Source organism: Paractinoplanes globisporus DSM 43857, from assembly GCF_000379645.1.
GTDB classification, from domain to species: domain Bacteria; phylum Actinomycetota; class Actinomycetes; order Mycobacteriales; family Micromonosporaceae; genus Actinoplanes; species Actinoplanes globisporus.
The window spans coordinates 201263-226239 of sequence record NZ_KB903317.1; the positions used below are offsets into that span (position 1 = coordinate 201263).

At 71.3% G+C, this 24977-nt stretch carries 24 protein-coding genes; 14 read left to right on the forward strand and 10 right to left on the reverse strand.

Annotated elements, in window-relative coordinates:
- Positions 1–269 precede the first annotated feature (269 nt).
- The 3 genes from A3CQ_RS0130885 (at position 270) to A3CQ_RS0130895 (ending at position 3640) form a co-directional block, all read left to right on the forward strand.
- Positions 270–2642, forward strand: a complete 2373-nt coding sequence (locus A3CQ_RS0130885) for an arylsulfatase (protein ID WP_020514824.1) — start codon at positions 270–272, stop codon at positions 2640–2642.
- Between the two features lie 111 nt (positions 2643–2753).
- On the forward strand, positions 2754–3350 hold the full coding sequence (locus tag A3CQ_RS54685) for an alpha/beta fold hydrolase (RefSeq protein WP_020514825.1): 597 nt from the start codon (positions 2754–2756) through the stop codon (positions 3348–3350).
- A gap of 101 nt (positions 3351–3451) precedes the next feature.
- Positions 3452–3640 (forward strand): hypothetical protein, encoded by a 189-nt coding sequence (locus tag A3CQ_RS0130895; protein WP_020514826.1) that lies wholly within the window; start codon positions 3452–3454, stop codon positions 3638–3640.
- A gap of 38 nt (positions 3641–3678) precedes the next feature.
- Here the strand turns inward: A3CQ_RS0130895 and A3CQ_RS0130900 are convergent, their stop codons facing one another.
- The 3 genes from A3CQ_RS0130900 to A3CQ_RS54695 form a co-directional block, all read right to left on the reverse strand.
- Positions 3679–4158: a hypothetical protein gene (locus A3CQ_RS0130900; protein WP_020514827.1), complete on the reverse strand. Its 480-nt coding sequence runs from the start codon at positions 4156–4158 to the stop codon at positions 3679–3681.
- Positions 4159–4238: 80 nt separating this feature from the next.
- Positions 4239–5216, reverse strand: a complete 978-nt coding sequence (locus tag A3CQ_RS57845; protein WP_020514828.1) for a DUF2515 family protein — start codon at positions 5214–5216, stop codon at positions 4239–4241.
- A gap of 56 nt (positions 5217–5272) precedes the next feature.
- The gene (locus A3CQ_RS54695; protein ID WP_020514829.1) at positions 5273–7873 is read right to left on the reverse strand and encodes a helix-turn-helix transcriptional regulator; all 2601 of its coding nucleotides are present in this window, start codon (positions 7871–7873) and stop codon (positions 5273–5275) included.
- Between the two features lie 42 nt (positions 7874–7915).
- Here A3CQ_RS54695 and A3CQ_RS0130915 point away from each other — a divergent pair, with 42 nt between their 5' ends.
- Positions 7916–9511, forward strand: a complete 1596-nt coding sequence (locus A3CQ_RS0130915) for an FAD-dependent oxidoreductase (protein WP_020514830.1) — start codon at positions 7916–7918, stop codon at positions 9509–9511.
- Positions 9512–9526: 15 nt separating this feature from the next.
- On the opposite strand, the gene A3CQ_RS0130920 is transcribed toward A3CQ_RS0130915, so the two are convergent.
- Together A3CQ_RS0130920 and A3CQ_RS0130925 are read right to left on the reverse strand one after the other, a co-directional pair.
- Positions 9527–9748, reverse strand: a complete 222-nt coding sequence (locus A3CQ_RS0130920; protein WP_026206377.1) for a 2TM domain-containing protein — start codon at positions 9746–9748, stop codon at positions 9527–9529.
- Positions 9741–10454, reverse strand: a complete 714-nt coding sequence (locus A3CQ_RS0130925) for an alpha/beta fold hydrolase (protein WP_026206378.1) — start codon at positions 10452–10454, stop codon at positions 9741–9743. Before A3CQ_RS0130925 ends, A3CQ_RS0130920 begins: the two co-directional genes overlap by 8 nt.
- Before the next feature lie 141 nt (positions 10455–10595).
- Between A3CQ_RS0130925 and A3CQ_RS0130930 the strand changes: the two genes are divergently transcribed.
- The 6 genes from A3CQ_RS0130930 (at position 10596) to A3CQ_RS0130955 (ending at position 17357) form a co-directional block, all read left to right on the forward strand.
- The gene (locus A3CQ_RS0130930; RefSeq protein WP_020514833.1) at positions 10596–13172 is read left to right on the forward strand and encodes an FAD-dependent oxidoreductase; all 2577 of its coding nucleotides are present in this window, start codon (positions 10596–10598) and stop codon (positions 13170–13172) included.
- 353 nt (positions 13173–13525) lie between these two features.
- Complete coding sequence (locus A3CQ_RS0130935; RefSeq protein ID WP_020514834.1) at positions 13526–13963, forward strand: YbaB/EbfC family nucleoid-associated protein; 438 nt, start codon at positions 13526–13528, stop codon at positions 13961–13963.
- A 1-nt stretch (position 13964) separates the two neighbouring features.
- Complete coding sequence (locus tag A3CQ_RS0130940) at positions 13965–14288, forward strand: type VII secretion target (protein ID WP_026206380.1); 324 nt, start codon at positions 13965–13967, stop codon at positions 14286–14288.
- Positions 14289–14308: 20 nt separating this feature from the next.
- Positions 14309–14986 (forward strand): WXG100 family type VII secretion target, encoded by a 678-nt coding sequence (locus A3CQ_RS0130945; protein ID WP_169516321.1) that lies wholly within the window; start codon positions 14309–14311, stop codon positions 14984–14986.
- A 68-nt stretch (positions 14987–15054) separates the two neighbouring features.
- Positions 15055–16734 (forward strand): eCIS core domain-containing protein, encoded by a 1680-nt coding sequence (locus A3CQ_RS57850; protein WP_051115397.1) that lies wholly within the window; start codon positions 15055–15057, stop codon positions 16732–16734.
- A complete protein-coding gene (locus tag A3CQ_RS0130955) occupies positions 16731–17357 on the forward strand; it encodes a hypothetical protein (protein ID WP_020514837.1) in 627 nt (208 codons plus the stop codon). The genes A3CQ_RS57850 and A3CQ_RS0130955 overlap by 4 nt, the downstream gene beginning before the upstream one ends.
- On the opposite strand, the gene A3CQ_RS0130960 is transcribed toward A3CQ_RS0130955, so the two are convergent.
- Together A3CQ_RS0130960 and A3CQ_RS63940 are read right to left on the reverse strand one after the other, a co-directional pair.
- Positions 17352–17720, reverse strand: coding sequence for a YciI family protein (locus A3CQ_RS0130960; RefSeq protein ID WP_020514838.1), 369 nt, complete (start codon positions 17718–17720; stop codon positions 17352–17354). The two genes, A3CQ_RS0130955 and A3CQ_RS0130960, sit on opposite strands and share 6 nt — an antisense overlap.
- Positions 17721–17888: 168 nt before the next feature.
- On the reverse strand, positions 17889–18353 hold the full coding sequence (locus A3CQ_RS63940; RefSeq protein WP_342663708.1) for a DIP1984 family protein: 465 nt from the start codon (positions 18351–18353) through the stop codon (positions 17889–17891).
- Between A3CQ_RS63940 and A3CQ_RS54710 the strand changes: the two genes are divergently transcribed.
- Positions 18246–18683, forward strand: a complete 438-nt coding sequence (locus tag A3CQ_RS54710) for a cytidine deaminase (RefSeq protein ID WP_020514840.1) — start codon at positions 18246–18248, stop codon at positions 18681–18683. The two genes, A3CQ_RS63940 and A3CQ_RS54710, sit on opposite strands and share 108 nt — an antisense overlap.
- A 50-nt stretch (positions 18684–18733) precedes the next feature.
- Here the strand turns inward: A3CQ_RS54710 and A3CQ_RS54715 are convergent, their stop codons facing one another.
- On the reverse strand, positions 18734–19549 hold the full coding sequence (locus A3CQ_RS54715) for a phosphatase PAP2 family protein (RefSeq protein ID WP_020514841.1): 816 nt from the start codon (positions 19547–19549) through the stop codon (positions 18734–18736).
- Between the two features lie 195 nt (positions 19550–19744).
- On the opposite strand from A3CQ_RS54715, the gene A3CQ_RS0130980 reads away from it, so the two are divergent.
- Genes A3CQ_RS0130980 through A3CQ_RS0130990 form a run of 3 tightly spaced genes read left to right on the forward strand, consistent with a single transcriptional unit; the run spans position 19745 to position 22666 of the window.
- Positions 19745–20947 (forward strand): YcaO-like family protein, encoded by a 1203-nt coding sequence (locus tag A3CQ_RS0130980; RefSeq protein WP_157296561.1) that lies wholly within the window; start codon positions 19745–19747, stop codon positions 20945–20947.
- Positions 20948–20960: 13 nt separating this feature from the next.
- Positions 20961–21443 carry a hypothetical protein gene (locus tag A3CQ_RS0130985; RefSeq protein ID WP_020514843.1) on the forward strand — a complete coding sequence of 161 codons (483 nt, stop codon included), beginning with the start codon at positions 20961–20963 and terminating at the stop codon, positions 21441–21443.
- A complete protein-coding gene (locus A3CQ_RS0130990) occupies positions 21440–22666 on the forward strand; it encodes an MFS transporter (RefSeq protein ID WP_020514844.1) in 1227 nt (408 codons plus the stop codon). Before A3CQ_RS0130985 ends, A3CQ_RS0130990 begins: the two co-directional genes overlap by 4 nt.
- Here A3CQ_RS0130990 and A3CQ_RS0130995 read toward each other — a convergent pair.
- Positions 22631–23491: an alpha/beta fold hydrolase gene (locus A3CQ_RS0130995; RefSeq protein ID WP_020514845.1), complete on the reverse strand. Its 861-nt coding sequence runs from the start codon at positions 23489–23491 to the stop codon at positions 22631–22633. The two genes, A3CQ_RS0130990 and A3CQ_RS0130995, sit on opposite strands and share 36 nt — an antisense overlap.
- 24 nt (positions 23492–23515) lie before the next feature.
- Positions 23516–24925: an FAD-dependent oxidoreductase gene (locus tag A3CQ_RS0131000; RefSeq protein ID WP_020514846.1), complete on the reverse strand. Its 1410-nt coding sequence runs from the start codon at positions 24923–24925 to the stop codon at positions 23516–23518.
- Between the last annotated feature and the right edge of the window lie 52 nt (positions 24926–24977).

Consider the following 24977-nt stretch of genomic DNA (forward strand, 5'->3'; position numbering starts at 1 on the left):
TCTCCCTGGATGTCTTTGTGATCTCGCCGAGTGCCACCACGTCCCATCCTGGACCCGCAGCGTGAATTGAGCGCAACGGTCCGGCGAGCGTCGCGGGGCTGCGTTCCAAGGTCCGATCGTCGCCTCGCGCGTTCGCGATCACCTCACCCGCGACGGATGACGACGCTTCATCCGATTCGCCCGGGGCGCCTCATCCACCACGGAGGAAGCCGGTGCCGGGGTGGGCGGAGAGACTCCGGAGAGACCTGCCCGGCGTCAGGAGGCCGACCATGAGCAGCACACCCGACCGGTACGCGAGGGCGACGTTGCCGATTCCGGACCGGCCCGCGCCCGGCCTGACCACCTACGACGCCAAAGACCCGGACACCTCTTATCCTCCGATCGAGCCGTTGCTCCCGCCGGCCGGCGCACCCAATGTGCTGATCGTCCTGCTCGACGATGTGGGTTTCGGCGCCGCGAGCGCGTTCGGCGGGCCGTGCCGTACCCCCACCGCCGAGCGCCTCGCCGCGAACGGACTGACCTACAACCGCTTCCACACCACCGCTCTGTGCGCCCCGTCGCGCGCCGCCCTGCTGTCCGGTCGCAACCATCATTCGGTGGGCATGGGCAGTATCACCGAGACCGCGACGTCAGCGCCCGGAAACAGTTCGCTGCGCCCGAACACCAAGGCCCCGCTGGCCATGACCCTGAAACTGAACGGGTACTCGACCGCGCAGTTCGGCAAATGCCACGAGGTTCCGGTGTGGCAGTCCTCGCCGATGGGCCCGTTCGACGCGTGGCCGTCGGCCGGCGGTGGATTCGAGAAGTTCTACGGCTTCATCGGCGGCGAGAACAACCAGTGGGACCCGGCACTGTACGACGGAACCACCGCGGTCGAGCCGCCGGCCACCCCCGAACAGGGCTATCACCTGACCGAGGACCTGGCCGACCACGCCTGCAACTGGATCCGCCAGCAGAAGGCGCTGATGCCGGACAAGCCGTTCTTCGTCTACTTCGCGCCGGGAGCGACACACGCGCCGCATCACGTCCCCAAGGAATGGGCCGACCGGTACCGCGGCCAGTTCGACGACGGTTGGGACGTTCAGCGTGAGCGCACGTTCGCACGGCAGAAGGAGCTCGGTGTCATCCCGGCGGACGCCCAGTTGACCGCGCGGCACGACGAGATCACCGCATGGTCCGACATGCCCGACGAGCTGAAACCGGTGCTCGCGCGTCAGATGGAGGTGTACGCGGGCTTCCTGGAGCACGCCGATCATGAGGTCGGCCGGCTCATCGACACCATCGAGGAGCTCGGCGTACTCGAAGACACGCTCGTCTACTACATCGTCGGCGACAACGGCGCGTCGGCCGAGGGCACCATGAACGGCGCCTTCAACGAGATGGCGAACTTCAACGGGATGGCGGCCCTCGAGACGCCCGAGTTCCTCCTCGGCAAGGTCGACGAGCTCGGCTCACCGACGTCGTACAACCATTATTCGGTCGGCTGGGCGTGGGCCATGAACGCGCCGTTCCAGTGGACCAAACAGGTCGCCTCGCACTGGGGCGGAACCCGCAACGGCGCCGTCGTGCACTGGCCGGCCGGATTCACCGAGCGCGGTGGGCTACGACAGCAGTTCACCCACGTGATCGACGTGGCGCCGACGATCCTGGAAGCGGCCGGACTGCCGGAGCCGGTGTCGGTCAACGGTGTGCAGCAGTCGCCCATCGAGGGCACCAGCATGCTCTACACGTTCGCCGACGGGAGCGCCCACGAGCGGCACGACCTGCAGTACTTCGAGATGTTCGGCAATCGCGGAATCTACTACCGCGGCTGGAGCGCGGTGACCAAGCACCGTACTCCATGGATCATGGTTGGCGGCGATCTCCCGGCCTTCGACGACGACGTGTGGGAGCTGTACGACGGAACCGGCGACTACAGCCAGGCCGACAACCTGGCCGGGAAGATGCCCGACCTGCTGGCCAAGTTGCAGCGGCTCTGGCTCATGGAGGCCACGAAGTACGGCGCGCTGCCCCTCGACGACCGCACGTCCGAGCGGCTCGACCCGGGCATGGCCGGCCGGCCGACGCTCGTACGGGGGAACTCGCAGTTGTTCTATCCCGGAATGGGCCGGCTGTCGGAGAACAGCGTCGTCAGCATCAAGAACAAATCGTTCACCGTCACCGCCGACGTCGTGGCACCGGCCGACGGCGTCGACGGCGTGATCATCGCGCAGGGCGGGCGATTCGGCGGCTGGTGCCTGTACGTCGACAACGGCAAGGTCAGGTTCGTCTACAACCTTCTCGGCATCCGGGAGTTCGTCACCGAGGCCGACGTCGTCCTCCCCGCCGGGCGGCATCAGGTACGGATGGCGTTCGCCTACGACGGCGGTGGGCTGGGCAAGGGCGGCGACGTCACCCTCTATCACGACGACGCCCCCGTCGGCCGCGGCCGGGTCGAGGCCACTCAGCCAATGATCTTCTCCGCCGACGAGACGACCGACATCGGCTACGAGTCCGGCACCACGGTCACGTCCGGCTACACCGCCGCGAGCAGTCGCTTCACCGGCCGGATCAACGGGGTACGAATCGACCTGGGCGACGACGACCACGGGCACGCCATCGACCCCGAGGAACGATTCCGCATCGCCATGGCACGCCAGTAGGACGGACGGGCCCGAGGAGATGTCACGGATCGCCGCGGTGACTCGGTCTCCTCGACGAGGAGGTAAGACCATGAGCGAGCAGAAGCCGGCCATCGTACTTATCCACGGACTTTGGATGACCGCCCGCCGATCATCATGGGCCATTCGTTCGGCGGGACCTTCACCCAGCTCCTGGTCAACCGCGGGCTGGGCGCCGCGGCGGTGACCATCGACACCGCGCCGCCCGAGGGCGTACGGGTGAACCCGCCGTCTCAGATCCGGTCCCTGTTCCCGGTCCTCAAGAACCCGGCCAACCGGCACCGGGCCGTGGGCTTCACCAAGGAGCAGTTCCACTGGGCGTTCGCCAACACGGTCAGCCGGGAGGAGTCCGACGCGGCGTACGACCGTCTCCACATTCCGGCGCCGGGCAACTGGGTGTGGGCGTACGGCCTGATCGCGAACTGGAAGCCTGGCCACCAGGAGACCTGGGTCGACTACGACCTGGATGACCGCGCCCCGCTGCTGTTCATCGCCGGCGGCAAGGATCACCTGATGCCGCCCGCGGTGATCCGCTCGAACGCCAAGAAATACCGCAACTCCGAGGCGCTGACCGACTATTACGAGTTCCCCGAGCGCTCCCACTTCACCGGCGTCGAGCCCGGCTGGGAGCAGGTGGCCGACTACGCCCTCGACTGGGCGACGAGCCACGCACACGCCCGGCAGAGCTGACCCCCTCCGCGGCGCCGGGACGTACCCGCTGATATGTCGTTTGTGCAGCTCAAGGTGGGATACCGGCACCCCGGAGGCGGCGCCGATCAGGCGTAGGGTCGTTGGCGGATCAGTTCGCCGACATCGTCGGCGGGCCCGGCAACGGAGGTTCGATCATGTCCAAGGACTCGAACAGCAAGGCGAACGTCAAGAAAAAGGGCAAGACGATAAAGGAGAAGCAGACCGCGAAGCGCCTGAAACGCGACGAGCAGAAAGGCCATTCCTCGCTCATCCCGCCCACCGGGCACTGAGCCTGGGCCTGAGCCGGGCCCGTGCGGTGAAACGACCGTCAGTCCCGGCCGTCGAGCAGTGCGGAAAGTTCCTGGGCCAGCGCCCCCAGGCCTTCCCCGCGATACACGCCCGCCAGCTCGTCCAGCAGCCGGGCCGCGACCGCGGCTTGAGCCGCCGACAGCGTCAGCGGCCGGCCCCCGGACCGGTCGGCGTCGACGAGCAGTCCCCGCAAATGGTCGGCGTACTCGTCGCGGTGGAGCGGATTGCCGGAACGGTCTCGAACGGAGGCCGTCGGCCGGGGCGGGGCGACGCCGGCGGCCGGGGCCGTGCTGAACTGGGCATGTCCCGGACAGTAGTCAGTCTGGCGAATCGGGTCCGACGTCCAGCCGACAGCGTGCTCGCGGGCCCAGGTGCGGGCGTCCGCGTCGTTGCGCCACGCCTCGGTGGCCGGCGGCTCCAACTGGATCGGGCATCCCGCCACGTCGCAACTGAGCACGACCCGCCGCAGCGCGCCGCCCCTCGACAAATGGATGCTCACGGCAGCCCGCTCTCGTGGTCGTACCACCATGCGACCCGAGTCATCGTCGGTTCACGGCCGGTCGCCGCACGAGCTCGATCCTACCTGCGGGTTCGCCGGCGAGCAGAACTCCGAGGCGCCGACCGGAGCACGCACGGGGTCAAGGCGAAGGCGCGCGCCTCGGCCAGGATGCGCCGCATGCACCCATCGATCAGGTTCGTGTCGGTATCGAACCTCCGGAAGCGGGGAACGACGCTGGTGACGAGCCAGCGCCAGCGATCGTCGTAGCGGGTGATCCTCGGCCACGGTTGCGCGCGCAGGCCGTGCGGGACCGCGTGGATGACCGAGTAGAGATAGAAGGATGTGAAGTACTGGATCTCGCGCCGCAGGCCGTGCACCTCGAAGCTCGTCGCCGCGCCGATCGAGACCAGCCGGGCGAATGCGCACGAGAGGCGGTCGAACTGGGGTTGCACCAGGTTGTGCTGCTCGTGTTGGAGGAGCTGGACGTTGCCGGCCCAGATCAGGTCGCCGCCCGACGCGGCTGAGTCCTCCAGCAGGCGGCGTCCTTCGTCGATCGCCTCGAAGCCGGCGAGGACCGGAGCGTACTGAGGCTCCGATCGCAGCAGCGTGCGCAGCCGGGCGACCCCGTCCTCGGCGGTGACGTAGGCGAGATGCGTCCAGAAGATGTCGTTGAAGATGGCGTTGTTCGTCTCCCGGACGGTGTTCACGTCCTGCGTGAGCAGCAGCCGCCGCCGGCTCAGGCTGTGTGGGATGTCGACGTAGCCGGTGCGGTCGGCGTCCAGGCGGAGTGGGAAGAGGGCGAGCCGGACGTGGTGTGAGGCGATCGCGGCCATGCCGGCCCATTTGAAGCAGGCCGGAAGCAGCGTGTAGAGCCAGGCATAGCGTGCCGAGATCTCGACATTGCGATGGAACGCGCAGCATTGGCTGGCCAGGAGCGCGGCGGTCACCGCCTGCCAGCCGGCGACCGTTTCCGGTGCCCCGTCCCGGCCGACGATCTCGTGCGGCGCGCCCCAGCCGTCGGCGGAGATGTGCGGCTCAGGGGCCGGACGGTTCAGCACGGATCGAACCTAACTACCAATCCACATCATCGTGTACGTCGTTTGACGGTGATGCGCTACCAGCCGCGCGGCGGATCGAGGGCGTCGCGGAGCTGGGCGCGGGAGGTGATGCCGAGCTTCGGGAACAGCCGGTGCAGGTGCGTGCTCACCGTCCGATGGGACAGGTAGAGCCGCTCGCCGATGTCCCGGTTCGAAAGGCCTTCGCCGGCCAGCTGGGCGATCTGGAGCTCCTGGGGACTCAACTGGGTCCATGCCTCGGGAACGCGACGGCGCGCACGCTCGCCGGACGCGCGCAGCTCGCGGCGCGCCCGTTCGGCGAAGCACAGCTGGCCGAGGGCGTCGAAGATCCGGGCCGCCTCGCGCAGCGGTGTGCGCGATTCCGCACCCCGCCGGTGGCGGCGAAGCCAGCTTCCGTACGCGAGCCGCGCGCGGGCGGAGTAGAAGGGCCAGTCCGCGGCGCTCGACGTCAGCACGGCCCGGAATTGCTCCTCGGCCGTCGCGCTCTCGGCCAGCAGCGCCGCCGCATAGGCGACCTGAACTTCGAGGTGCGGAGCGCCCATGGCGGCCGCGGTCTTCCCCCAGTCGCTCAGCAGCGCGCGAACCAGGTCGAGATCGCCGTCGCCGCGTACGGCCGCGTCCACCAGGTCGGCGAATGCCCAGCCCCCGACGTACGGCTGATGGGAAGGGTCCGCGGGATCGTAGATGCGAACCAGATGGTGGTACGCCTCGCCGGGCAGATCGGCGGCGAGGGCGGCCCGGCCGCGCGCGAACGCGATCAGCGAGAGCTGCGGGTTGGCGCCCAGCGGCACCAGCGCCGCCTCGGCGTCGGCGATCAGCTCCTCGGCGGTCTCCCCCTCGCCGAGCTCGGCCACGGCGATGGCCTGGGCCAGGCTCGCGGCCCGCCCGAAACGGACCTGGCGGGCTTCGGAGGCGAGCCGTGCCGCCTCGGCCGCATTGGTGATCGCGTGCCGAACCGCGCCGCAGTTCACGTTGGTCCACGCCGCGTACATGAGGGCCTGGGCGAGCCGCGCCAGCCGGCCGTCGGAGCGGTATCCCGCCACCGCCGACCGCAGGAACGGAAGCGCGAGGTTGTCCGCCCACACGGCCATCGCGGCCCGGCCGGCCGCCATCGACTCGTCCGGATCGGACAGACCCGCCGGCGACATCCGCGCGACCCGCGCGATGACCTCCGGGCCGCGGTGGATCGGATCGATGAGCCCGAGCGCCGCCAAGCGCTGCGGGTCGTCGGCCGGGACGTCGAGTCGTGCGACGAAGGCCGATACGTGCCGCCTCGTCCCGTCGTCGAGCTGGTCCCAGTAGGCACGGACCGACACCGCCGCGAGGGCTTCGAGGGCTCGCCGGCCCTCCCCGCGGTCGGCGAGCTCCTCGGCGATACGCGCGAAGTGCCGAATTGTCGAGGCGCCGGACCAGGCCATGGTGAGGGTCTCGAGATCGAACGCGGCCATCGCCGCCTGGTTGGCCGGGAGTCGTCCGTCCCGCAGCGCCGCCCGGAGCAGCCGCACCGCCTCGGCCGAGCGGCCGAGTTGGTTCGCGAGATTGCCCGCCCGCGCGAGCCGCAACGCGAGAAGCGACGGATCGGTGGTGAGCCCGGCGGCCCGCTCCAATGCGGAGAACGCGATGTCGAGGCCGCCACGGTCCGCCGCCCGGGCGGCCAGGGCGTCGAGCGCCGCGGCTATCTCCTCGTCCGGCCCGGGCGTGGCCGCCGCCCGATGCCAGACGGCCCGGTCCGGGTCGCCGGCCAGCGCGCGGGCGAGCGCGGCATGCGCCATCCGTCGCTGCTCGCCGGTCGCCGCCTGGTGGACGGCCGACCGGACCAGCGGGTGCCGGAACCGGAACCTGTCGTCATCGAGCGTGCCGAGGCCGGCCGAGGCGGCCGCCGACCACTGGCCGGGGTCGAACCGCAGGCCGAGGAGTTCCTCGGCCGCGCTGCTCAGCTCCGCGAGCGTGCCGTCGCCGAGGGCCGCCAGCAGCACCAGCGCCCGGGCGTCGGCGTCGAGAGCGACGAGCCTGGTCGCGAACGCCGTCTCGAGCCGGATCGTCAGCGGCAGCGGCTCCCAGGACCGGGTCACCTCGAGATTGCCCGCCGCGGCCGGCAGCTCGATCAGGGCCAGCGGATTGCCGGCCGCCTCGGCGAGGATCCGCGCCTTCAGGTCCTCGGGCAGGCCGGCCGCGTGCGCGCCGATGAGCGACCGGGACGCGTCGTCGTCGAGCCGGGTGAGGGTGAGATCGGGCAGGCCGGTCTCGTCGAAAACACTGGGCACACCGTCGCGAACCGCGAACAGCAGGATCACCGGCTCCATCTCGAGCCGCCGCGCCACGAACGCCAGCACCTCGGCCGACGACCGATCGAGCCAGTGCGCGTCGTCGACCAGGAGCAGGAGCGGCGTCTGCGCCCGCCGTTCGGTGATCACCCCGAGGGTGGCCAGGCCGATCAGGAAGAGGTCGGGCGGCTCGCCCTCGGCCGCCCCGAACGCCACGTCGAGGGCCCTGCGCTGGGGATCCGGGCGATGGCCGACCCGGTCGAGGAAGGGCAGCCCGACGAGTGGGTCGGCGCCGGCCACGCCCATGCCGCCCTCCCGGGTCTCGCGGTGACAGCCGCTGCGCCGATTGTGGCGTACGAGCAGGTCGTTCAGCACGCGTCCAGTCGGACTTCAGTGCCGACGGGAAGGATCCGGCGGGTGGATGACGACGCGCCGAGCGGACCGGTTCTGAGCGCCGAGCAGTTCGGCCGGCTGGCCGGGTACGGCGAGCCGGAGTGGGCCGAGGCCGGGCAGCAGCTGTACACGCCGGGCGACGACTCGTACGACTTCTTCCTGCTCGGCACGGCGACCGTCGACATCGTCCGGGACGCGACGCCGGCCGAGCCGGAGCGGTTGATCTATCGGGGGTTCCCGGGCGACTTCCTGGGCGAGCTCAACCTGCTCACCGGCCAGCACGTCTATCTGACCGCCCGGGTGGTGTCGGCCGGCGATCTCGTCCGGATCGGTCCGGCCACGTTGCGCCGGGCCATCGCCGAGCACGCCGACCTCGCCGACGTCCTGCTCGAAGCTTTCCGCGTACGCCGGGACGTGATCCGCGCGGCCGCCGGAAGTGCCCTGCGGATCATCGGACGGCCGGACGCCGCGGAGACGCTGGGCCTGCGTACCTACGTCACCCAGCTGTACCTGCCGCACGCCTGGCTCGATGCGGCGTCACCGCCCGGGAACGAGCTGATGAGGTCGGCCGGCGTCGGCGCGGGCGACCTGCCGGCCGCGCTCGTCAACGGCGCCGTGCTGCGGCGCGCGACGCCGGCAACGGTCGCCGGGGCGTTGGGGCTCACCTACCGAGCCGGCGACGGGCCGCCCGACCTGGTCGTCGTGGGTGCCGGGCCGGCCGGCCTGGCCGCGGCGGTCTACGGCGCGTCCGAGGGTCTCGCCACCGTGCTGCTCGACCGCAGCGGGCTCGGCGGTCAGGCCGCGAAGAGCTCGCGGATCGAGAACTACCTCGGCTTTCCGCAGGGCGTCAGCGGCGAGCACCTGACGCGGCTGGCCATGGCGCAGGCGCTCAAGTTCGGCGTACGGATCTTCTCGCCGTGCCCGGTCGCCGGCCTCGACCTGTCCGACCCGGACCGTCCGGCCGTGCTGCTGGCCGACGGATCGCGGATCGAGTCCCGGGCCGTGATCGCCGCCACCGGCGCGCACTACCGGCGCCTCGACCTCCCGCGATGGGCGGCCTTCGAAAAGGCGGGCTGCATCCGGTACGCGGCGACCGAGCTGGACGTCCGGGCGTACGAGAACCGGCCGGTCGCGGTCGTCGGCGGAGCGAACTCGGCCGGGCAGGCGGCCCTGTCGCTCGCCGCCCACGGCGCGACGGTCAACCTGATCATCCGGGGCGCCGGTCTCGAGGCGGGGATGTCGTCCTATCTGATCGACCGCATCCGCGTACACCCCCGGATCCGCCTGTACGCCGGCGCCACCGTCCGCGCCCTCGACGGCGACCACCGGCTCAGCTCTGTCGTCGTCGAGCAAGCCACCGGCCGGAGCCGCCTGGACTGTCACGCGCTGTTCTGCTCCATCGGCGCCGTTCCGGCCTCCGAGTGGCTGACCGGCGTGGACACGGACTCCGACGGCTTCGTCCGCACCGCGTCGCCGCCCTATCAGACCAGCGCGCCCCGCGTGTTCGCGGTCGGTGACCTCCGGTCGGGCTCGACGAAGCGGGTGGCCACCGCGGTCGGCGAGGGGGCGAGCGCGGTCTCCTCCGTGCACGCGGTGCTCGCGGCCGGCAGCGCGAGGTAGGAGGAACTGCTCTGACTACGCCGTCCGCGTGCTGAGCACGGCACGCACGGCCCAGATGTGCGCCACCAGCCCGATGCCCCAGCCCAGGATCGACCACAATGGCCAGAAGAAGATGTCCGGAGTGACCAGCCACCACACGATGACCTGAGCCACGTTCGCGACGACGTACCAGAAGATGTGGATCCACAGGCCCCACCGCATGGCGCTCTCGCTCTTGTGCATCTCGCTGTTACGCATGGTCCTTCGCCGCCTTCTCGATGAGGGCCACCGTCGCGCCCGGGCGCGAGACGAAGACCAGATGCGACGCGTCCTCGACCACCTGGGCCGTCGCTCCGGAGCGCTGGGCCATGAACTCCTGCGCGGCCGGCGGGATGATCCGGTCGGCGCCGCTGATCAGGTTGTAGCTCGGGATCGTCTGCCAGGCCAGCGGGCCGGCGGCGGCCTCGCCGAGGGCCGCGCCGGTGGCCGGGCGCTGCGTGATCGCGAAGAGAGTGGCCTCCTCGGGGGAGACGTCGGCCGCGAAGTTCTGGTGGAACACCCGCGGGTCGATGTAGAGGTCGACCTGCCCGCCGGGCAGCGGCACCGGCTTGACGGACTCCCCCACGGTGCTGCCGGGGAACTTCTCGACCAGGGACTGGGCGCTCTCCCCCTGCTCCGGCACGAACGCGGCCAGGTAGACCAGCGCCTTCACGCCGGGATGCCCGGTCGCCGCGGTGGAGATGACGGCGCCGCCGTACGAGTGGCCGACCAGCACGATCGGCCCCTCGATGCTGTCCAGCAGGGCCCGGACCTGAGCCGCGTCCGAGGAGAGCCCCCGCAGCGGGTTCGGAGCGGCGACCACCGGATAGCCGTCCGCGAGGAGCCGTTGAGCGATCGGGAGGAAGCCGCTGCCGTCGGCGAAGGCGCCGTGCACCAGCACGATTGTCGGTGTTGTGTCAGTCATTCCCCCACCCTTCCAAGGCGTACGGAAGGGGGACTGGACGCGATCGCGCGGCACTCCGCGCACGGGTTCCCGGATCGTTCCGTCGGCGTCAAGTCCGCTCCGCCACGCTGGCCGCGCCGGACGGTCAACCAGGGGGTCGGGATGGTCGCGCACGAGGAAGCCGATGTTGTCGTGATCGGGTCGGGAATGGGCGGTCTCGCCGCGGCCCGGGCGATCGCGCAGTTCGGCGGGAAACGGGTTCTCGTCCTCGAACAGCACTACACGCTGGGCGGGATGACGCACGAGTTCTCCCGGGCCGGGCGGTTCCAGTTCGGCACCGGGCTGCACTACATCAGCGCGAACGCCGGCCCGTTCCTCGAGTTCATGACGGACGGGCGCGTGCAGCTCTCGCCGCTGCCGGACGATTACGACGTCCTGCACTTCCCGGATTTCGACTTCGCCGTCCCGGCCACGAAGGAACGGTTCCGGTCGCGCCTCGCCGAACAGTTCCCGGACGAGTCGGAGAACGTCGACGCCTTCCTGCGAACCACGCGCCGGGCCATGACCGGGCTCGCCGCGCGCAATGTCTTCGCGTCGTTCCCCGCGGGCGTACGGAAATCAGGTTTTCCGATTGTCCGGCGGCTCTTTCCGTCGGCCTACCGGACGCTCCGGGAACAGGTCATCCGCAGCGTTCGCGACCCGCGTCTGCAGGCCGTTCTGGCCGCGCGATGGGGTCTGTACGGCATTCCGCCGGCCTCGAGCGCGTTCGGCTATCACGCCGCGGTCCCGCTGACCTTCTTCATGGAGGGAACGGCGCATCCCGTGGGCGGGCCGAAGGAGCTCGGCCGGATCGTTCTCGAGATTCTTCGCACGTACGGCGTGGAAATGCGCCCCCGGCAACGAGTGAACGACGTGGTCGTCGAGCGGGGCCGGGTGGCCGGGGTCGACGTCGAGGACACCGCCACCGGCCGTCGTTACCACGTGCGGACCGACACCGTCGTGTCGGCGGCCGGCGTGCGCAACACGTACGCGCTGATCGGAAAGAGCCAGGAGTTGGCGGACCTGCCGGAGGAACCATCGGCGGTCATGCTCTTCCTCGGGATGAGCCGGTCACCGGCCGAGTTCGGGCTGCGCGGCGAGAACCACTGGCTCATGCCGGACCTCGACGACCACGAGGGCTTCCACCGCCCGCCCGGCGAGGGCACGTTGTACGTCTCGTTCGCCTCGCTCAACAACCCGGCCGCCCGCTACCACACGGTGGAGGCGCTGGAGCTCGTCGATCCCCGGGTGGTCGACCAGTGGCGCGGGATTCCCGAGGAGGATCGGCCTGACAGTTATCACAAGCTGAAGAACGAACTGACCGAACGTCTGATCGCCCGCCTGGAGGACCGATGGCCCGGCTTCCGGTCGGCGATCGCGTTCGCCGAGCTCGCGACCCCGCTGTCGTTCGAGACCTACCAGAACAGCGTCATGGGCTCCTTCTACGGCCTCGCCGCCACTCCGCAACGGCTGCGTTCGGCGCGCGCGGGATGCCGTACGCCGGTGAAGGGTTTGTTCGTTGCCGGCCAGGATGCCTGGGGTTCCGGCGTCGTCGGCGCGCTGGCCGGCGGTTTGATGGCGGCGAACGCGGTGCTCAAGCCCCGGCAGCTCGGGACGATGTGGCGGGCGATCCGGGCCGGTGCTCCGCCCCGGGACCGGAACACCGGATGGCAGGGCTACCTTCGGGTGGCCGGGATCGAGGCGCTGACCCCGACGGTCCGGCGGATCCGCTTCGAACCGCTCGACGGGGGCGCGATGCCGTTCTCGTTCGCCGCCGGGCAGTACCTGAAGGTCGAGCTGCCCGTCGCGGTCGAGCCGATCGAACGCTCGTACTCGATCTGCAGCGGGCCCGGCGAGACTGACTTCGTCGAGATCGCCGTGAAGCACGAGCCGGACGGCCTCGGCTCCGGCTACCTGAACGACGAGCTCGAGTCCGGTCACGCGCTGCGGGTGAGCGGCCCGCACGGCGAGTTCACCTGGGATCCCGGCGCTGTCGCGGCGGAGACGCTGCTGCTGATGATCGCCGGCGGCGTCGGGATCACTCCGCTGATGAGCGTGCTGGTGGCGGCGGCCGACGCCGGCCACACCGGCCGGATCGTCCTGCTGGCCAGCTACCGGGCCGACGACGAGGTGGTGTTCCGGCCGGAGATCGAGGCCCTGCGGTCCCGGCTGCCCGGGCTGGAGGTGTCGATAGTCGTGACGGGCCGGCAGGGGCGGATCGGCGTCGACATGCTGCGGCCGTACGCCGGGCCGGCCACCCGCGTCCATCTCTGCGGCCCGGCGCCGATGATGCAGGATCTGATCGGCCATCTGACGGAACTGCGGGTGCCCCGCGAGGCGATCCACACCGAGGCGTTCGTCTCCGGCCGCAGCAAGGAGACCCGCCGGGAGAAGGCGCACGCCATCGCCGTAGCCGCCACGGCGGCCGGAGTCACCGAGTTCACCATCGGCCTGGCGAACGGCGACCCGGCCTTCCCCTGCCACCCGGGTCAGTCGGTCCTCGACGCCGCCAACGCGGCCGGCGTCGACCTGCCGCAGTCCTGCGGCGAGGGCGCATGCGGAACCTGCCGCGTACGCGTCCTCTCCGGCGCCTACGAGACCGACACCCGAGGAATGTTCTCGGCCGACGAACTGGCCGCCGGCTGGCGCCTCGCCTGCCAGACCCTTCCCACCGAAGACCTGGTGATCGCCCCCTCCTGACGCGGGGCGGGCGGGTAGCGCCGCGGCGACAGGGTCGTTGCCGACATCGATGGAGGCAGACGTTGACCCCGAGACCCCGCGGTCACGGCGACGACGAACCGCCCGCCGCCGGGGGGTGCCGGGGCCGGGGTGCGCGGCCGGGCAACGTGGAACAGGGCGAGGGGTCACGCCCGCGAGACGTTCCAGCACGGGCGAGCCGGACTCGCCGACTATCGCCAGCGTGCGCGTCCCACGGCCGCCGGCGACCTGCAGGGGGTCGCACCCTCGCGACGGGCACGTCATCAACGTCGATGCCCGGGTGGTCGTTCTCGCAGCGTGATCCATTTGTGCTTGTCGTTGTTACACTCCGGCACATGCCCGAGGTTTCCGATACCCAGGCGTTCCTGGACCCGGATGCGTCCCGCGAGTACCTCCGCTCGTGGAAGGAAAACGTCGACCGGATGGCGGCGCGGGCCGCCGCCATGAGCGAGCGGATGGAGCGGCTGCGGGTCACGGCGCGGGACGGCAACGGCCTGGCCGAGGTCACCATCGACTCGGCCGGTGTGCTGGTCGGGCTGGAGCTGACCGACCGTATCCACCGTGTCGAGCCGGCGGTGGTGGCGCGGGCGGTGATGAGCGCGCTCCGTGACGCCCGGGCGAAGGCCGCCGACCGGGCGCACGACATCGCGGTCGAGACGATGGGACCCGACTCGCTCTCGGCGCGCACCACCGCCGACCGGATGCGCCAGGCGCTGGAGCGTCCCGACCGGGCGGCGGCCGACGAGGACGAGCGGGGTGAGAGGGGGCACTGAGGTGTCGGATGCCTTTCAGGTGGACTCGTCGCAGCTGTTCCGGCACGCCGCCAACGTGCGGGCGGTGCGCGACCAGCTTGCGGCGATCAAGGGTGCGAGCGGCGCGATCTCGCAGGACGACAGCGCGTACGGCCTGCTGTGCGGGTGGATCTCGGCGATCCTCGAGCGCCGGCACGGCGGCCAGGACCAGCTTTACGCGTACGCCGAGGAGAACCTTCAGCTGCTGGCCGAGGCGCTCGAATCCACCGGTCGCGACTATGACGCCGTCGACGGTGGCGCGCAGGGCATGATCCGGTCGGCCGGCGGACCGGGCCGACCATGGTGACGAACTCTTCCCTGGTGGCGATGTCGACGACCACCCGCACCGCGTACACCGGCGTCTCGCTCGCCGACGGCTTCCAGGGTCTCCGCCAGTCCGTGCAGGGCGGCGGCTGGGTCGACGGCGTTCTGGCCGGCGGCTCGCTCGTGGGCGACGCCGCGGCGACCGTGATCGACCCCTTCAGCGCGCTGCTGGCCAACGGGCTGGGCTGGGTGATGGAGCACTTCGAGCCGCTGCGCGAGGTGCTCGACAAGCTGGCCGGCATGCCCGACAAGGTCGCGGCGCACGCGCAGACGTGGCTCAACATGGCCGGCGCGCTCCAGACCATGGCCGAGGATCTCCGGTCGAGCCTCGCCGCCGACCTGCCCGACTGGGGCGGTGGCGCCGCCGAGTCGTACCGGTCGATGATGACCAACAACGTGGACGGTCTCGGTGGCCTGGCCGTGCTGGCCGACACCATGTCGGCGGCCACCCAGGCGGCGGGCAACCTGGTCCAGTTCACCCGGGACATCGTCCGCGACCTGATCTGCGACCTGGTGGCGAGGGTGATCGTGTGGGCCGCCGAGGCGCTCGCCATCATCACCATCCCCGTGGTCACCGCGCAGATCATCGCGGCGGTGGCCAAGTGGTGCGCCCGCATCTTCGGCTACACCGGCGCCCTTGTCAGCAGCCTGCAAAACCTGACCGCGTTGATGGAGGACTGATTATCTGACAGTCGGCGCCGACCGGTAGTCCCTTGCCGCGGGTCGGGCGGCCGGGGAGACTCGGCGGTATGACGAGCCGCTGGGTGGGGGCTCACCGGCTGCAGCGGAGCGTCTCGCCGACGGCCGAGGCCGAGCAGCGCGAGCAGTACCAGGCACCGGTCGGCAACGCGGCGGTGATGCGGTTGCTGCGTGCCGGGCAGGGCGCCGGCAGTCCACTCCCGACCGGCGTGCGGGAGCAGATGGAGGCCGGCTTCGGCGCCGACTTCTCGGCCGTGCGCGTGCACACCGGCGCCCGGGCCGAGCAGCTCAACCGGGTGGCGAACGCGGAAGCCGTGACCAGTGGCACCGACATTCATTTGGCCGGTCCCTCGCCGAGCCGGGAACTGCTGGCGCACGAACTGACCCACGTCGTCCAGCAGAGCACCGGTACGGCCGGCCCGACCGGCACGGTCAGCCGGGAGAGCGACGCGTCCGAGGTGGAGGCCAACCGGGTCGCGGCCACGCTCGGCGCGGCGGGCGGCAACCAGGCCGTCCAGCGCCTCCTCGGCGGCACGCGCGGGCAGGCGGTCCAGCTCAGCGCGCTGCCCGCGCCCGACACGAAGGCGATCGCCGAGCAGGTGCACGAGGCGATGGCGGGCTGGGGCACCGACGAGGAGGCGATCTTCGTCGCGCTCCAGCATCTGAATCGGGACGCCGCCGCCGTCACCGCATTGACGGCGGAGTACCGCCGTACGTATGGAAATGATCTTGAAGCGGACCTGCGCGACGAGATGAGCGGCAGCGAGCTGGACCTGGCACTGGAGCTGATCCGGGCCGGCTCGGACGCGAAGGTCGGTCCGGGCAAACCGGCCGACGCCGCCGGGTTCGACGCCGCCGCGAAAAGGCTGCACGCGGCCATGGCGGGCTGGGGCACCGACGAGGAGGCCGTCTACGCGACGCTCATCCCGTTCGACCGCGATCCGGCCGCGCTGACCACCCTCAAGACCACATACAAGACCCTGTACGGCGTCGAGCTCGCCGACGACATCGCCGACGACTTCAGTTCCGACGAGTTGCGGTACGCGCTGTTCCTGCTCAACGCCCCGCCGAAGGCCGTACCCCGGGCCGGGACGACCCTGAACGCGCCCGGCACCGAGGCGCTGACGTTCGCGGTGCCCGGCGGGGTCGTCTCCGTGCACACCGGCGCCGAGTTCACCGCCAAGGACCACGTCACCGACGGATTCACCCTCAAGTACGAGGGCGGGCTGGCCAACGAGAGCCACTGGCTGCAGTTCATCTGGCGGGAGATCGTCGCCCAGCACCCGGTGCTCGGCGAGATACACGTCGACGACAGCATCACGACCTCGTCGCGCCGGCCCTACAAGCTGACCACCGACCCGGACGACCCGCAGTACAACACCGACTCCAAGGACCCTAAAAATCCGTATTACGAGGCGGGGTTCGCCTCGATCCGGACCGACGACTCCACCACCATGCTCGACCATCCGGCCCCGGTGATGGCGAAGGTGCGCGCCCAGTTCGCCGCCGGGGCCACCTCGGTCGTGTCCCGGGCGCACTTCACCACATTCCTGATCCGCGACTACCGTACGGTGGCATTCGTGGCCCTTGATGTGGAATGGACCTTCGCCTCACCGGTCGAACCGCCGCGGGTGCAGTCGGTCAAGGACGGCGGCAAGGCCGACGCGCTCCCGAAGGCGATCCGCGAAACCCTGATCCAGCAGTACCCCGACTTCGCCTACATCTGGTGAAACGCACGCTGAGCCTCAACGGCACGCCGCCCACCGAGGCCGACGTCGTCCTGCTGGACGGCCCCCGTTTCGTGGCGTCCGCGGAGACCGGCCCGGACGGCGTCTTCGACCTGCCCGTCCTCGACCTGCCCGGCACGCTGCTGGTCCGCATCCGCCGCCCGGCGATCGTCGTCGCGTCCGCCCCGTCCTCCGCGACCGAGATCGACCTCTCCCCCACCCTCTGCCGAGTCTCCGGGCGAGTCGTCGGCACGGCAAAGGCCAAACCACCCCTTTCCGTGTACGCGGACCCGACGGCGATTGACGGATTCAGTCCCCTGCTGGAGGCGTACGTGCTGCAACGCTCGGCGACGGTCCGCCTCTCCCACTTCGCCGAGCTGCCCGTGCCCGGCGACCGGTTCGAGCTGACCGTGGCCGCCGGCACGTACCGCCTGACCGGCAACCGTCTCGACTACGACCAGGGCCGCACGACCGACGACCTGCCACCCAGTGTCACCGTCGACGCGATCACCACCGGCACCGGCGACCGCCTGCCTGGCGACCCGTGGTCCGGCTTCACCATCACCGTCACCGCGGACGTCGAGCTGACCCTCGCCCTGCGCGAGGTAGCCACCGACGAGCTATGACCCGGCCCGCCGGAGCATCTCGTCCGTCTCGGGATCGGGCATGATGTCCCGGACCTCCTGCGCGCACCGGCAGGCGACGGCCATCTTGGCGGCCCACGCCAGCGCCTCCTCGCGCGAGGCCACCTCGACGACCGAGAACCCGCCGACGACCTCCTTGGTCTCCGGGAACGGGCCGTCGGTCACCATCCCGTCCGTGCCCACGACGCTCGCCCTCTGCCGCAGCAGCCCGGCCCCGTACACCCACACGCCGGCGCTGATGGCCTCCTCGACCACCGCGTGCGAGGCCTTGCCCACGTCGGCAAAGTCCTCGTCCGGGATGTGGTCCATAGCGCCGTCATTGAACGAGATCAGGTACTGCGTCATCCCATGACTCCCTTGTCCCGGCGGCCGCGCCGGCCACCTCTCACCTGTTCTACGAACGACGCCTCCCAGATCCGACGCCACACCACAGAATTTTGAGCGCGGAGTTCCCCAATCCCACCCTCACCGTCGTGGATCCGCACCTGGTGGTTTGCCGTGCCCGGTGCGCCGTCACCTGTGCGCCGTGCTGGGCATCCGACGTAAGCCAGGGAGTCGAACCCTGCGCCTGCCCTCGGCGCGCCAGGAAGGGAGCCGGTTTGCCCGCGTGTCGACCTCGCGTAGCTGCCGGGCGAGGTCGTCGGCCTGGCGTCGCAGGTCGGCCACCGGCAGCGCCGGCAGGACATCGCGGCGGGCGAGCGCATCAGTGAGGGTGCCACCCTCGACCAGAATGGCGGCGTTGATCCGCCGGATCAGCGACTCGAGCTCGTCGAGCACCTCGCCGGCCTCGGCCAGCAAGGAAGCGGCGTCCTCGGCCGGCGCGCGGCAATTCCCGGCCGATCCCGGAAAGTGCGCGGGTACCGTGGCCGGGTGGAGGAGAGTGCCCTCGCGGCGACCGTGGCCTCGTGCCGGGCTTTGATCGACTCGCGCTTTCCCGATGGCGGGGATCGCGGTGCGGCGGCGATGCTGCTCGGTGATGGGACGATTCTCACCGGCACCGCGCCGGACGCCATGAATGCCTCGGTCGAGGTCTGCCACGAGATCGAGCCGTACTGCGGGGCCTTCCGCTTGAACCAGCGCATCGTCGCGTCCGTCTGTCTGCATCGGCAGGCGGGCGGCCGTACCGTCGTTCTGAGCCCCTGCGGTGTCTGCCGGGAGCGGCTCGCCGTCCATGGCCCGGGCGTCCTGGTGGCCGTGGCCGATCGCAGCGACCTGACCCTCGTCGTGTGGAAGACGCTCAGGGACGTCCTGCCCGACTACTGGATGACGGCATTCCCCGACGAAATCGACGCCGGCTGGACCGTCTGATCGACTGCCGATGGAAGCGGCGGCAACCCACGAGCCCGTGATCGCTCGGCTTAAGCGGCGGAGGGAGCTTCGGCCGTCTCGCGGAGTCTGCGCCGCCGCCACAGAGCGGCGGTCGTGTCGGCGACCGCGAGGCCGAGCAGCACCAGCGGGATCGCGGCGACCGCGTCCAGCCAGTAGTGGTTGCCGGTGACCACGACCACGAGCACGGTGGCCACCGCGTGCGCCGGGCCGATCCACCGCCACCGGCTCTTCACGACGCAGAAGACGGCCGCGCCGGCGGTGATCGCCCAGACGCAGTGCAGGGAGGGCATCGCCGCCAACTGCGGGGCGAATCCGGCGCCGTCGTCGGAGTAGACCCGCGGCCCGTACAGGCGCATGGTGTCGACGATGCCGGCCACCGCGAAGCGGGGCGGTGCCACCGGGTACAGCTGGATGAGCTCGCCGACGATGGTGCCGAGGGCCAGCGCGGTCAGCCAGCGGGCGAAGTCCGGCCGGTGCCGGAGGTAGAGCCAGACCAGGAAGATCCCGAGCGCCGGCGTGTGACCGGCGATGTAGTACCAGTTCGCCGCCTTGATGATCAGATGGCTGTGCAGCGCGACGTGCTGGGTCCATTGCTCGCTCGGCAGGCGAAGGGTGTGCTCGAGACTCACGATCGCGCGACCCCGGATCGCCGCGTTCGAGGTGTCACCCGCGCTGAGGCGCCCGACGACCTGCCACGTGGCGTAGAGGATCGAGAAGATCGCGCCCTCCTGGACCAGGTCGCGAACCCAGAGCCACCGCCGCGGCGGCACGCGTACGCGCATGACGGCCGCCACGCCCGCGAGCCCGACCGCCAGCCAGACCGCATCGCGCCAGGGCAACCACACGTGACATGTGTACCTGACCTCGGCCGACCGCGGCACGGCGGCCCCAAGATCTCACGCCGTGCGGGGTTCGGGTGGAACTCCACCGCTGACGCGCCTTCGGACATAGTGCTCGATGGCCGCACCGACATTGACATCGTTGGGCGGCGCTGCCAAAGTTCGGCTCGCTTGCTGACGTCCCCAACGGGGGGTGGGACGATGCCATTCCGGTCCATGCTGCCGTGGCGCGCCGTGGAAACCGCAAAGGCCGAGGTCAATCGCCTGGGATTGACCGCCGCCGAACGTGCGTCCGGGCCGCGTCACGCGACGGTCACCCAGGTCACGCTCGCCCGCGACGGCGCCGCCATCGCCGACGGCTGGGGCAAGGGTGCGGGCGATCAGGGAGTGGCCAGCGCCTGGTTCGAGGCGCTCGAGCGATACCTCATGTCCGCGGCCGACAACCGGCGCTGGGAGCCGGACGGCCCGGTGCTGCTGAGCGCGCGCGAGGTGGCGTCGCAGCCGGCGCTCGGCGGCGATCTGGTGGTGCAGCGCTGGGCGCTCGAGTTCCCGTCGGCGGTGGCGGCCTGCGCCACGTACGACGGCCCGGTCTTTTATCCGACGTTCCTCAGCGACCCGCGCTATTTCCGGTGGCCGGTGGCCGGCGACGACGTGCGGCCCTACCGTGGCCTGCTGCGCTATTCGTCGAGCCTGGGCACGGCGGCCGGCAGCACGGCGGCCGAGGCGACCTATCACGGGCTCTGCGAGCTGATCGAGCACGACGGCCTCAGCCACGCGCTGCTGCGCTGGTACGTGGCCGGCGACCCGGCGGCCGACGAGGTGCCGGCGACGGCGCTGCCCGGCCGGCTGGCCTGGCGCTACGCGGCGGCCGAGCGGGCCACCCGGGCCGCGGTGCACCTGCTCGACCTGACCACCGACCTCGATGTGCCGGTGTACGTGGCGATCAGCCGCGGCGTGCGGAGCACCCGGGTCGGCGCCGGCGCCTCGGCCTGGGCGAGCGACGCCGCCGAACGCGCGCTCGACGAGCTGATCCAGTCCTGCGGACAACCGGCCGCCCGCGAGGCGGAAGCCGCGGGGAAGCTGGCCAAGTGGCCGGCGCTGGAACGATGCGTCCGGCTGCCGCTGGCGGAGCTGCGGCTGCGCACGGTGCCGCTGCGGCCCGACGCCGGCGACGACTCCGCCGACGGTGGGCTGGAAACGGTGGAACGCGCGCTCGGCGCCCGCGGGCTTGCCCACCACACCGCGGACATCGCGCCCGCCGACTCGCTCATCGCGGTGACCACCACCGTCGCTCCCGGTCTGGAGCGCTTCAGCCTGGTGCGGCACGGCGACCCGGTCCTGCCGACCGGTCGCGGCTGGCACCTGTGGCCGTCGCCCACCAGGGCGGCGGCAAATTCTTTTTGAGGAGAGGAACGACATGCCAAACCTCGCGACAACCCCGGCCGATGCCGCCCGACCGGGCGACGACCTGACGCTCAGCACCGGGACGGGCTGCTTCCACCCGGACGACGACGACCGGCGCGGCGACGCCGGTATCTGCTTCCACCCCGGTGATGCCCGGCACGACCACTCGGGTGTCTGCTTCCACCCCGGTGATGACCGGCGCGACCACTCGGGCGGCTGCTTCCACCCCGGTGATGCCCGGCACGACCACTCGGGCGGCTGCTTCCACCCCGGTGACGATGGGCGCGGCCACTCGGGCGGCTGCTTCCACCCCGGCGACGACTGGCGCGACCACGGCGGCGACGAACCGGCCGCGATCGGGACCGGCCAGTCGGTGAGCCCGTGCCACCACCCGAGCGAGCCCGGCGATGACACCGGCAATCTCGCGGCCGCTCTGCATCGCACGGTGACCGAGTTCGAGCAGCAGCACCTGGCCGCGTTGTCGGGCCGCTCGTGACCGCGGTCGGCGTCGAACGGCGCCGGCTGTTCGACGCCGACTTCACCCGGTGGTACGCCTCCCGGTCGATCGGGGTGGCCGGCACCGCGGCCAGCGCCGTGGCCCTGCCGCTGCTGGTCTACCGCACCAGCGCCTCGCCCGCCCTGACCGCCGCCGTGGTCGGCCTCGAGGCGCTGCCCTACCTGCTGTTCGGCCTGTTCGCGGGCGCCGCGGCCGACCGCTTCGACCGGCGTCGCATGATGGTCGCGGCCGATATCGCGTGCGCGCTGATGCTGATCACCGTGCCGATCGCCGACCTGGCCGGGGTGTTGAGCCCGTGGCACGTACTGGCGGTGGCGTTCGGGGTCGGCTGCGGGTTCTGCTGGTTCGACGCCGCGGCCTGGGGCGCGTTCTTCCGGATCGTCGGCAAGCCGCGCCTGGCCAGGGCCAACAGCGTCGTCTGGTCGACCGAGATAATGATCGAGATCGCCGCACCGGCCGCCGCCGGCCTGCTGGCCGCGCTCGCCGACCCGTCGGCCGTCCTCGCCGTCGACGCCGTCACCTACCTGATCTCGGCCGCTCTGCTCGCCGGCCTCAAGACCGACCTCAACATGGCCACCACCGGCCGCCGGATGTGGTCCGAGATCGGCGAGGGCCTGCGCTACGTCTGGCGCATGCCGGTCATCCGCACGCTGACCATCGCCGGCTTCGGCCTCAACATGGCGGTCGGCGGGGTGCTCGGGCTGCTGGTCGTGCACGCCGACAAGGCGCTCGGGATCGACCCGTCCGACAAACGAATCGGCTTGCTGTACGCGGCGGGCGCCATCGGCTCGCTCGTCGCCGCCCTGGCGTTGCCCCGCGCCGGCCGGGTCGCCGGACAGGGCACGGTCTCGATCGCCGGCTTCGCGATCTTCCTGCTGGCGGTGGCCGGGCTGGCCGCGGCCGACACCTTCGGGGTGGCACTGGTGGCCTGGGCGGTGTGGTCGGTGGCCCGGCTCGGCGTGAACGCGAACGGCATCGTCGTACGCCAGTTGCTCACCCCGGACGAGTTGCAGGGCCGCGTCAACACCACCGGCCGCATGGTCGCCTGGGGCGGCACGCCGTTCGGCGCGCTGCTCGGCGGCCTGGCGGCCGACGCGTACGGCGTCCGCACCGCCTACCTGCTGCTGGCCGTGCCGGCCGCGATCGGTCTGGCACTCGCCGTGGCCTCACCCGTGCGCGGCCTGCGCCTGCCGACCGACTGAGCGCGCATGGTGGCCGAGGAAGTCGAGCAGGAGGGCGTTGACCTTGTCGGGGGCCTCGAGTGGGAGCCAGTGGCCGGCGTCCTCGACGCGCTCGTAGCGCCACGGGCCGGTCACGTGTCCGGCCGAGCCGGTCATGCCGGCCTCGATCAGCGCGCGGTCGGCGCTGCCCCAGACGCCCATCGCCGGCGCGGCCACCGGCGGCAGCGATACTCGCGGTTCGACCAGCGACTCCGGCGGCAGGATCGCCCGGTACAGGGCGAGACTGGCGGTCAGCGCCGCCGGGTCGGTGAGCCGCTCGACGACCGGTTCGATGTCGGGATGCGCCGACCATTCGCGCAGGTTGCGGAAGCCGTCGTCGGACAGCCACCGCTCGGCGACGCCCATGAACTGGAACAGCAGCATGTACCAGGACTTTTCCCGCTGTCGCAGGCCGGCCGAACGGAGCGCCTCCGGATGGCCGACCGACATCGCGGTGATCGAGGCAATGCGGTCGGGCGCCACGGCCGCCGTCATCCAGGCGATGGCGGCGCCCCAGTCGTGGCCGACGAGGTGGGCGGACTCGATGTCCAGCGCGTCGAGCACGCCGAGGACGTCGCCGACCATGATCGGCACGGCGTAGGCGGCCAGGTCGGCCGGCTTGCCGGACCTGCCGAAGCCGCGCAGGTCCGGGGCGATGACGCGATATCCAGCCGCCGTGAGGGCCGGCACCTGGTGCTGCCACAGGTCACCGGTGTCCGGCCAGCCGTGCAGCAGGACCACGGGCACACCGGAGCCGGTGTCGCGGACGTACAGGCTGATGTCGTTGATGTTGATGTTGATGTTCATCGTGTTCGCCTCGAGAGTCGCGGGTCAGGCGATCGCGGCGAGCAGTTCGCCACGGGTCGCGCCGGGTAGCGGATACTGCGGGGCGCTCATGCCGAGCGCCAGGACGCGGTCGATGACTCCGGCGCCGCCGAGCACCTCGTCGGGCGTGGCGATGAAGGCCGCGATCGACGTGTAACCGCGGGCCAGATCCGGATCGGCCAGTCCGGCCGCGAACAGCGCCTTGCTCACCGGCCACCGCGGATCCTCGGTGCGATAGGCCGTACCGGCGGCGTCCGCGGCCATCTCCGCGAGCCGGTGGCGGTCGCCCCAGAGGGTCGCCCGGTACAGCGGCTCGACGACCCGCGTACTCGCCTCGTCGAACCGGCGGGCGAGCTTGTCGTGGTCGGCCGGCTCGGTCTCGCGCAGCAGGTCCCGCAGCAGCCCGGCCTGGATCATCGCCATCGAGGCGCCCCGGCCGACCGAGGGATTGGTGGACGCCCAGGCGTCGCCGACCGCGACCACGCCGGTGGCGACCGGCTCGCCGTCGGCGACCAGGCGCCGATACCGGTCCTCGATGCCGGCCATGACGTCGACGCCGGTGATCGGTTCGGCGTCCGCCCAGTGGGCGACCAGCGGATAGCGGGCGACGGCCGCGTGCCAACGGGCCGGTTCGCGCAGGCCTCGCAGCGCCTTGTCCCGGCTCGCGGTGGCCAGCACCACGCTCCACGTGCCGTTGTCCCCGGGCAACGTGATGGCCGACAACGAGTCGTATTGGTGCAGCAGGTTGGTCAGCGCCGCCGGTTGTTCCCCCGTACGGGATCGGAAATGCCGGCCGTAGTAGACGAAGCCGGAGTCCGACCGCTCCTCGACCGGCGCGCGGGCACCGGCCGCCTGCAACCAGGAGCCCAGGGCCGAGCGCCGGCCGCCGCAGTCCACCACCAGGTCGGCGGGTATCGCCGTGCCGTCCGCGGTCAGGACGCCGGTCACCCGGGGGATCCGCGTCCGCCCGTCGGTGGTGAGGCCGGTGACCGCGATGCCCCGCCGGATCGTCACTCCGGCGGCCTCGGCGGCGGCCGACAGAACCGCCTCGAGCACCGGCCGGCGGGCGGTAACGGTGTCGAACCGCTCATCGCCGGGGCGGAGCGGACCGCGCCGCTCCACCGGCAACATCTCCAGCACGTTCACCTGGCAGGAGCCGACCGCCTGAAGCGCGCCACCGACCTCCGGAAGCTCCTCCCGCATCTCCTGCCACCAGCGCGGCAGCATGAAATGCGGTAACCGGAACTGATTGACCCCGCGCCGCTGCCACCCGCTCCAGGCAGCGTCGGTGTCCGCCGGCGGCGGGGGCCCGGCCGAGTCGCGCTCGACGACGATCACCTCGTGCCGGTCGCGAGCCAGCAGCATCGCCGTGCCCAGACCGGCGAGGCCCGCACCGAGAACCAGAATCCGTGCCATGTCGCACCTCCATCGATGAGCCGATGGCGGCATGGTTGCCCGGACGCCTGTC

Excerpts from the sequence above, each read along its gene's own strand:
- A3CQ_RS0130935 (WP_020514834.1), top strand. The coding sequence starts at position 13,526 with ATGCCCGAGGTTTCCGATACCCAGGCGTTCCTGGACCCGGATGCGTCC.
- A3CQ_RS0131000 (WP_020514846.1), bottom strand. The coding sequence starts at position 24,925 with ATGGCACGGATTCTGGTTCTCGGTGCGGGCCTCGCCGGTCTGGGCACG.
- A3CQ_RS0130885 (WP_020514824.1), top strand. The coding sequence starts at position 270 with ATGAGCAGCACACCCGACCGGTACGCGAGGGCGACGTTGCCGATTCCG.
- A3CQ_RS57850 (WP_051115397.1), top strand. The coding sequence starts at position 15,055 with ATGACGAGCCGCTGGGTGGGGGCTCACCGGCTGCAGCGGAGCGTCTCG.
- A3CQ_RS0130980 (WP_157296561.1), top strand. The coding sequence starts at position 19,745 with ATGCCATTCCGGTCCATGCTGCCGTGGCGCGCCGTGGAAACCGCAAAG.
- A3CQ_RS0130960 (WP_020514838.1), bottom strand. The coding sequence starts at position 17,720 with ATGACGCAGTACCTGATCTCGTTCAATGACGGCGCTATGGACCACATC.
- A3CQ_RS0130920 (WP_026206377.1), bottom strand. The coding sequence starts at position 9,748 with ATGCGTAACAGCGAGATGCACAAGAGCGAGAGCGCCATGCGGTGGGGC.
- A3CQ_RS0130945 (WP_169516321.1), top strand. The coding sequence starts at position 14,309 with ATGTCGACGACCACCCGCACCGCGTACACCGGCGTCTCGCTCGCCGAC.
- A3CQ_RS0130985 (WP_020514843.1), top strand. The coding sequence starts at position 20,961 with ATGCCAAACCTCGCGACAACCCCGGCCGATGCCGCCCGACCGGGCGAC.
- A3CQ_RS0130995 (WP_020514845.1), bottom strand. The coding sequence starts at position 23,491 with ATGAACATCAACATCAACATCAACGACATCAGCCTGTACGTCCGCGAC.
- A3CQ_RS0130930 (WP_020514833.1), top strand. The coding sequence starts at position 10,596 with ATGGTCGCGCACGAGGAAGCCGATGTTGTCGTGATCGGGTCGGGAATG.
- A3CQ_RS0130925 (WP_026206378.1), bottom strand. The coding sequence starts at position 10,454 with ATGACTGACACAACACCGACAATCGTGCTGGTGCACGGCGCCTTCGCC.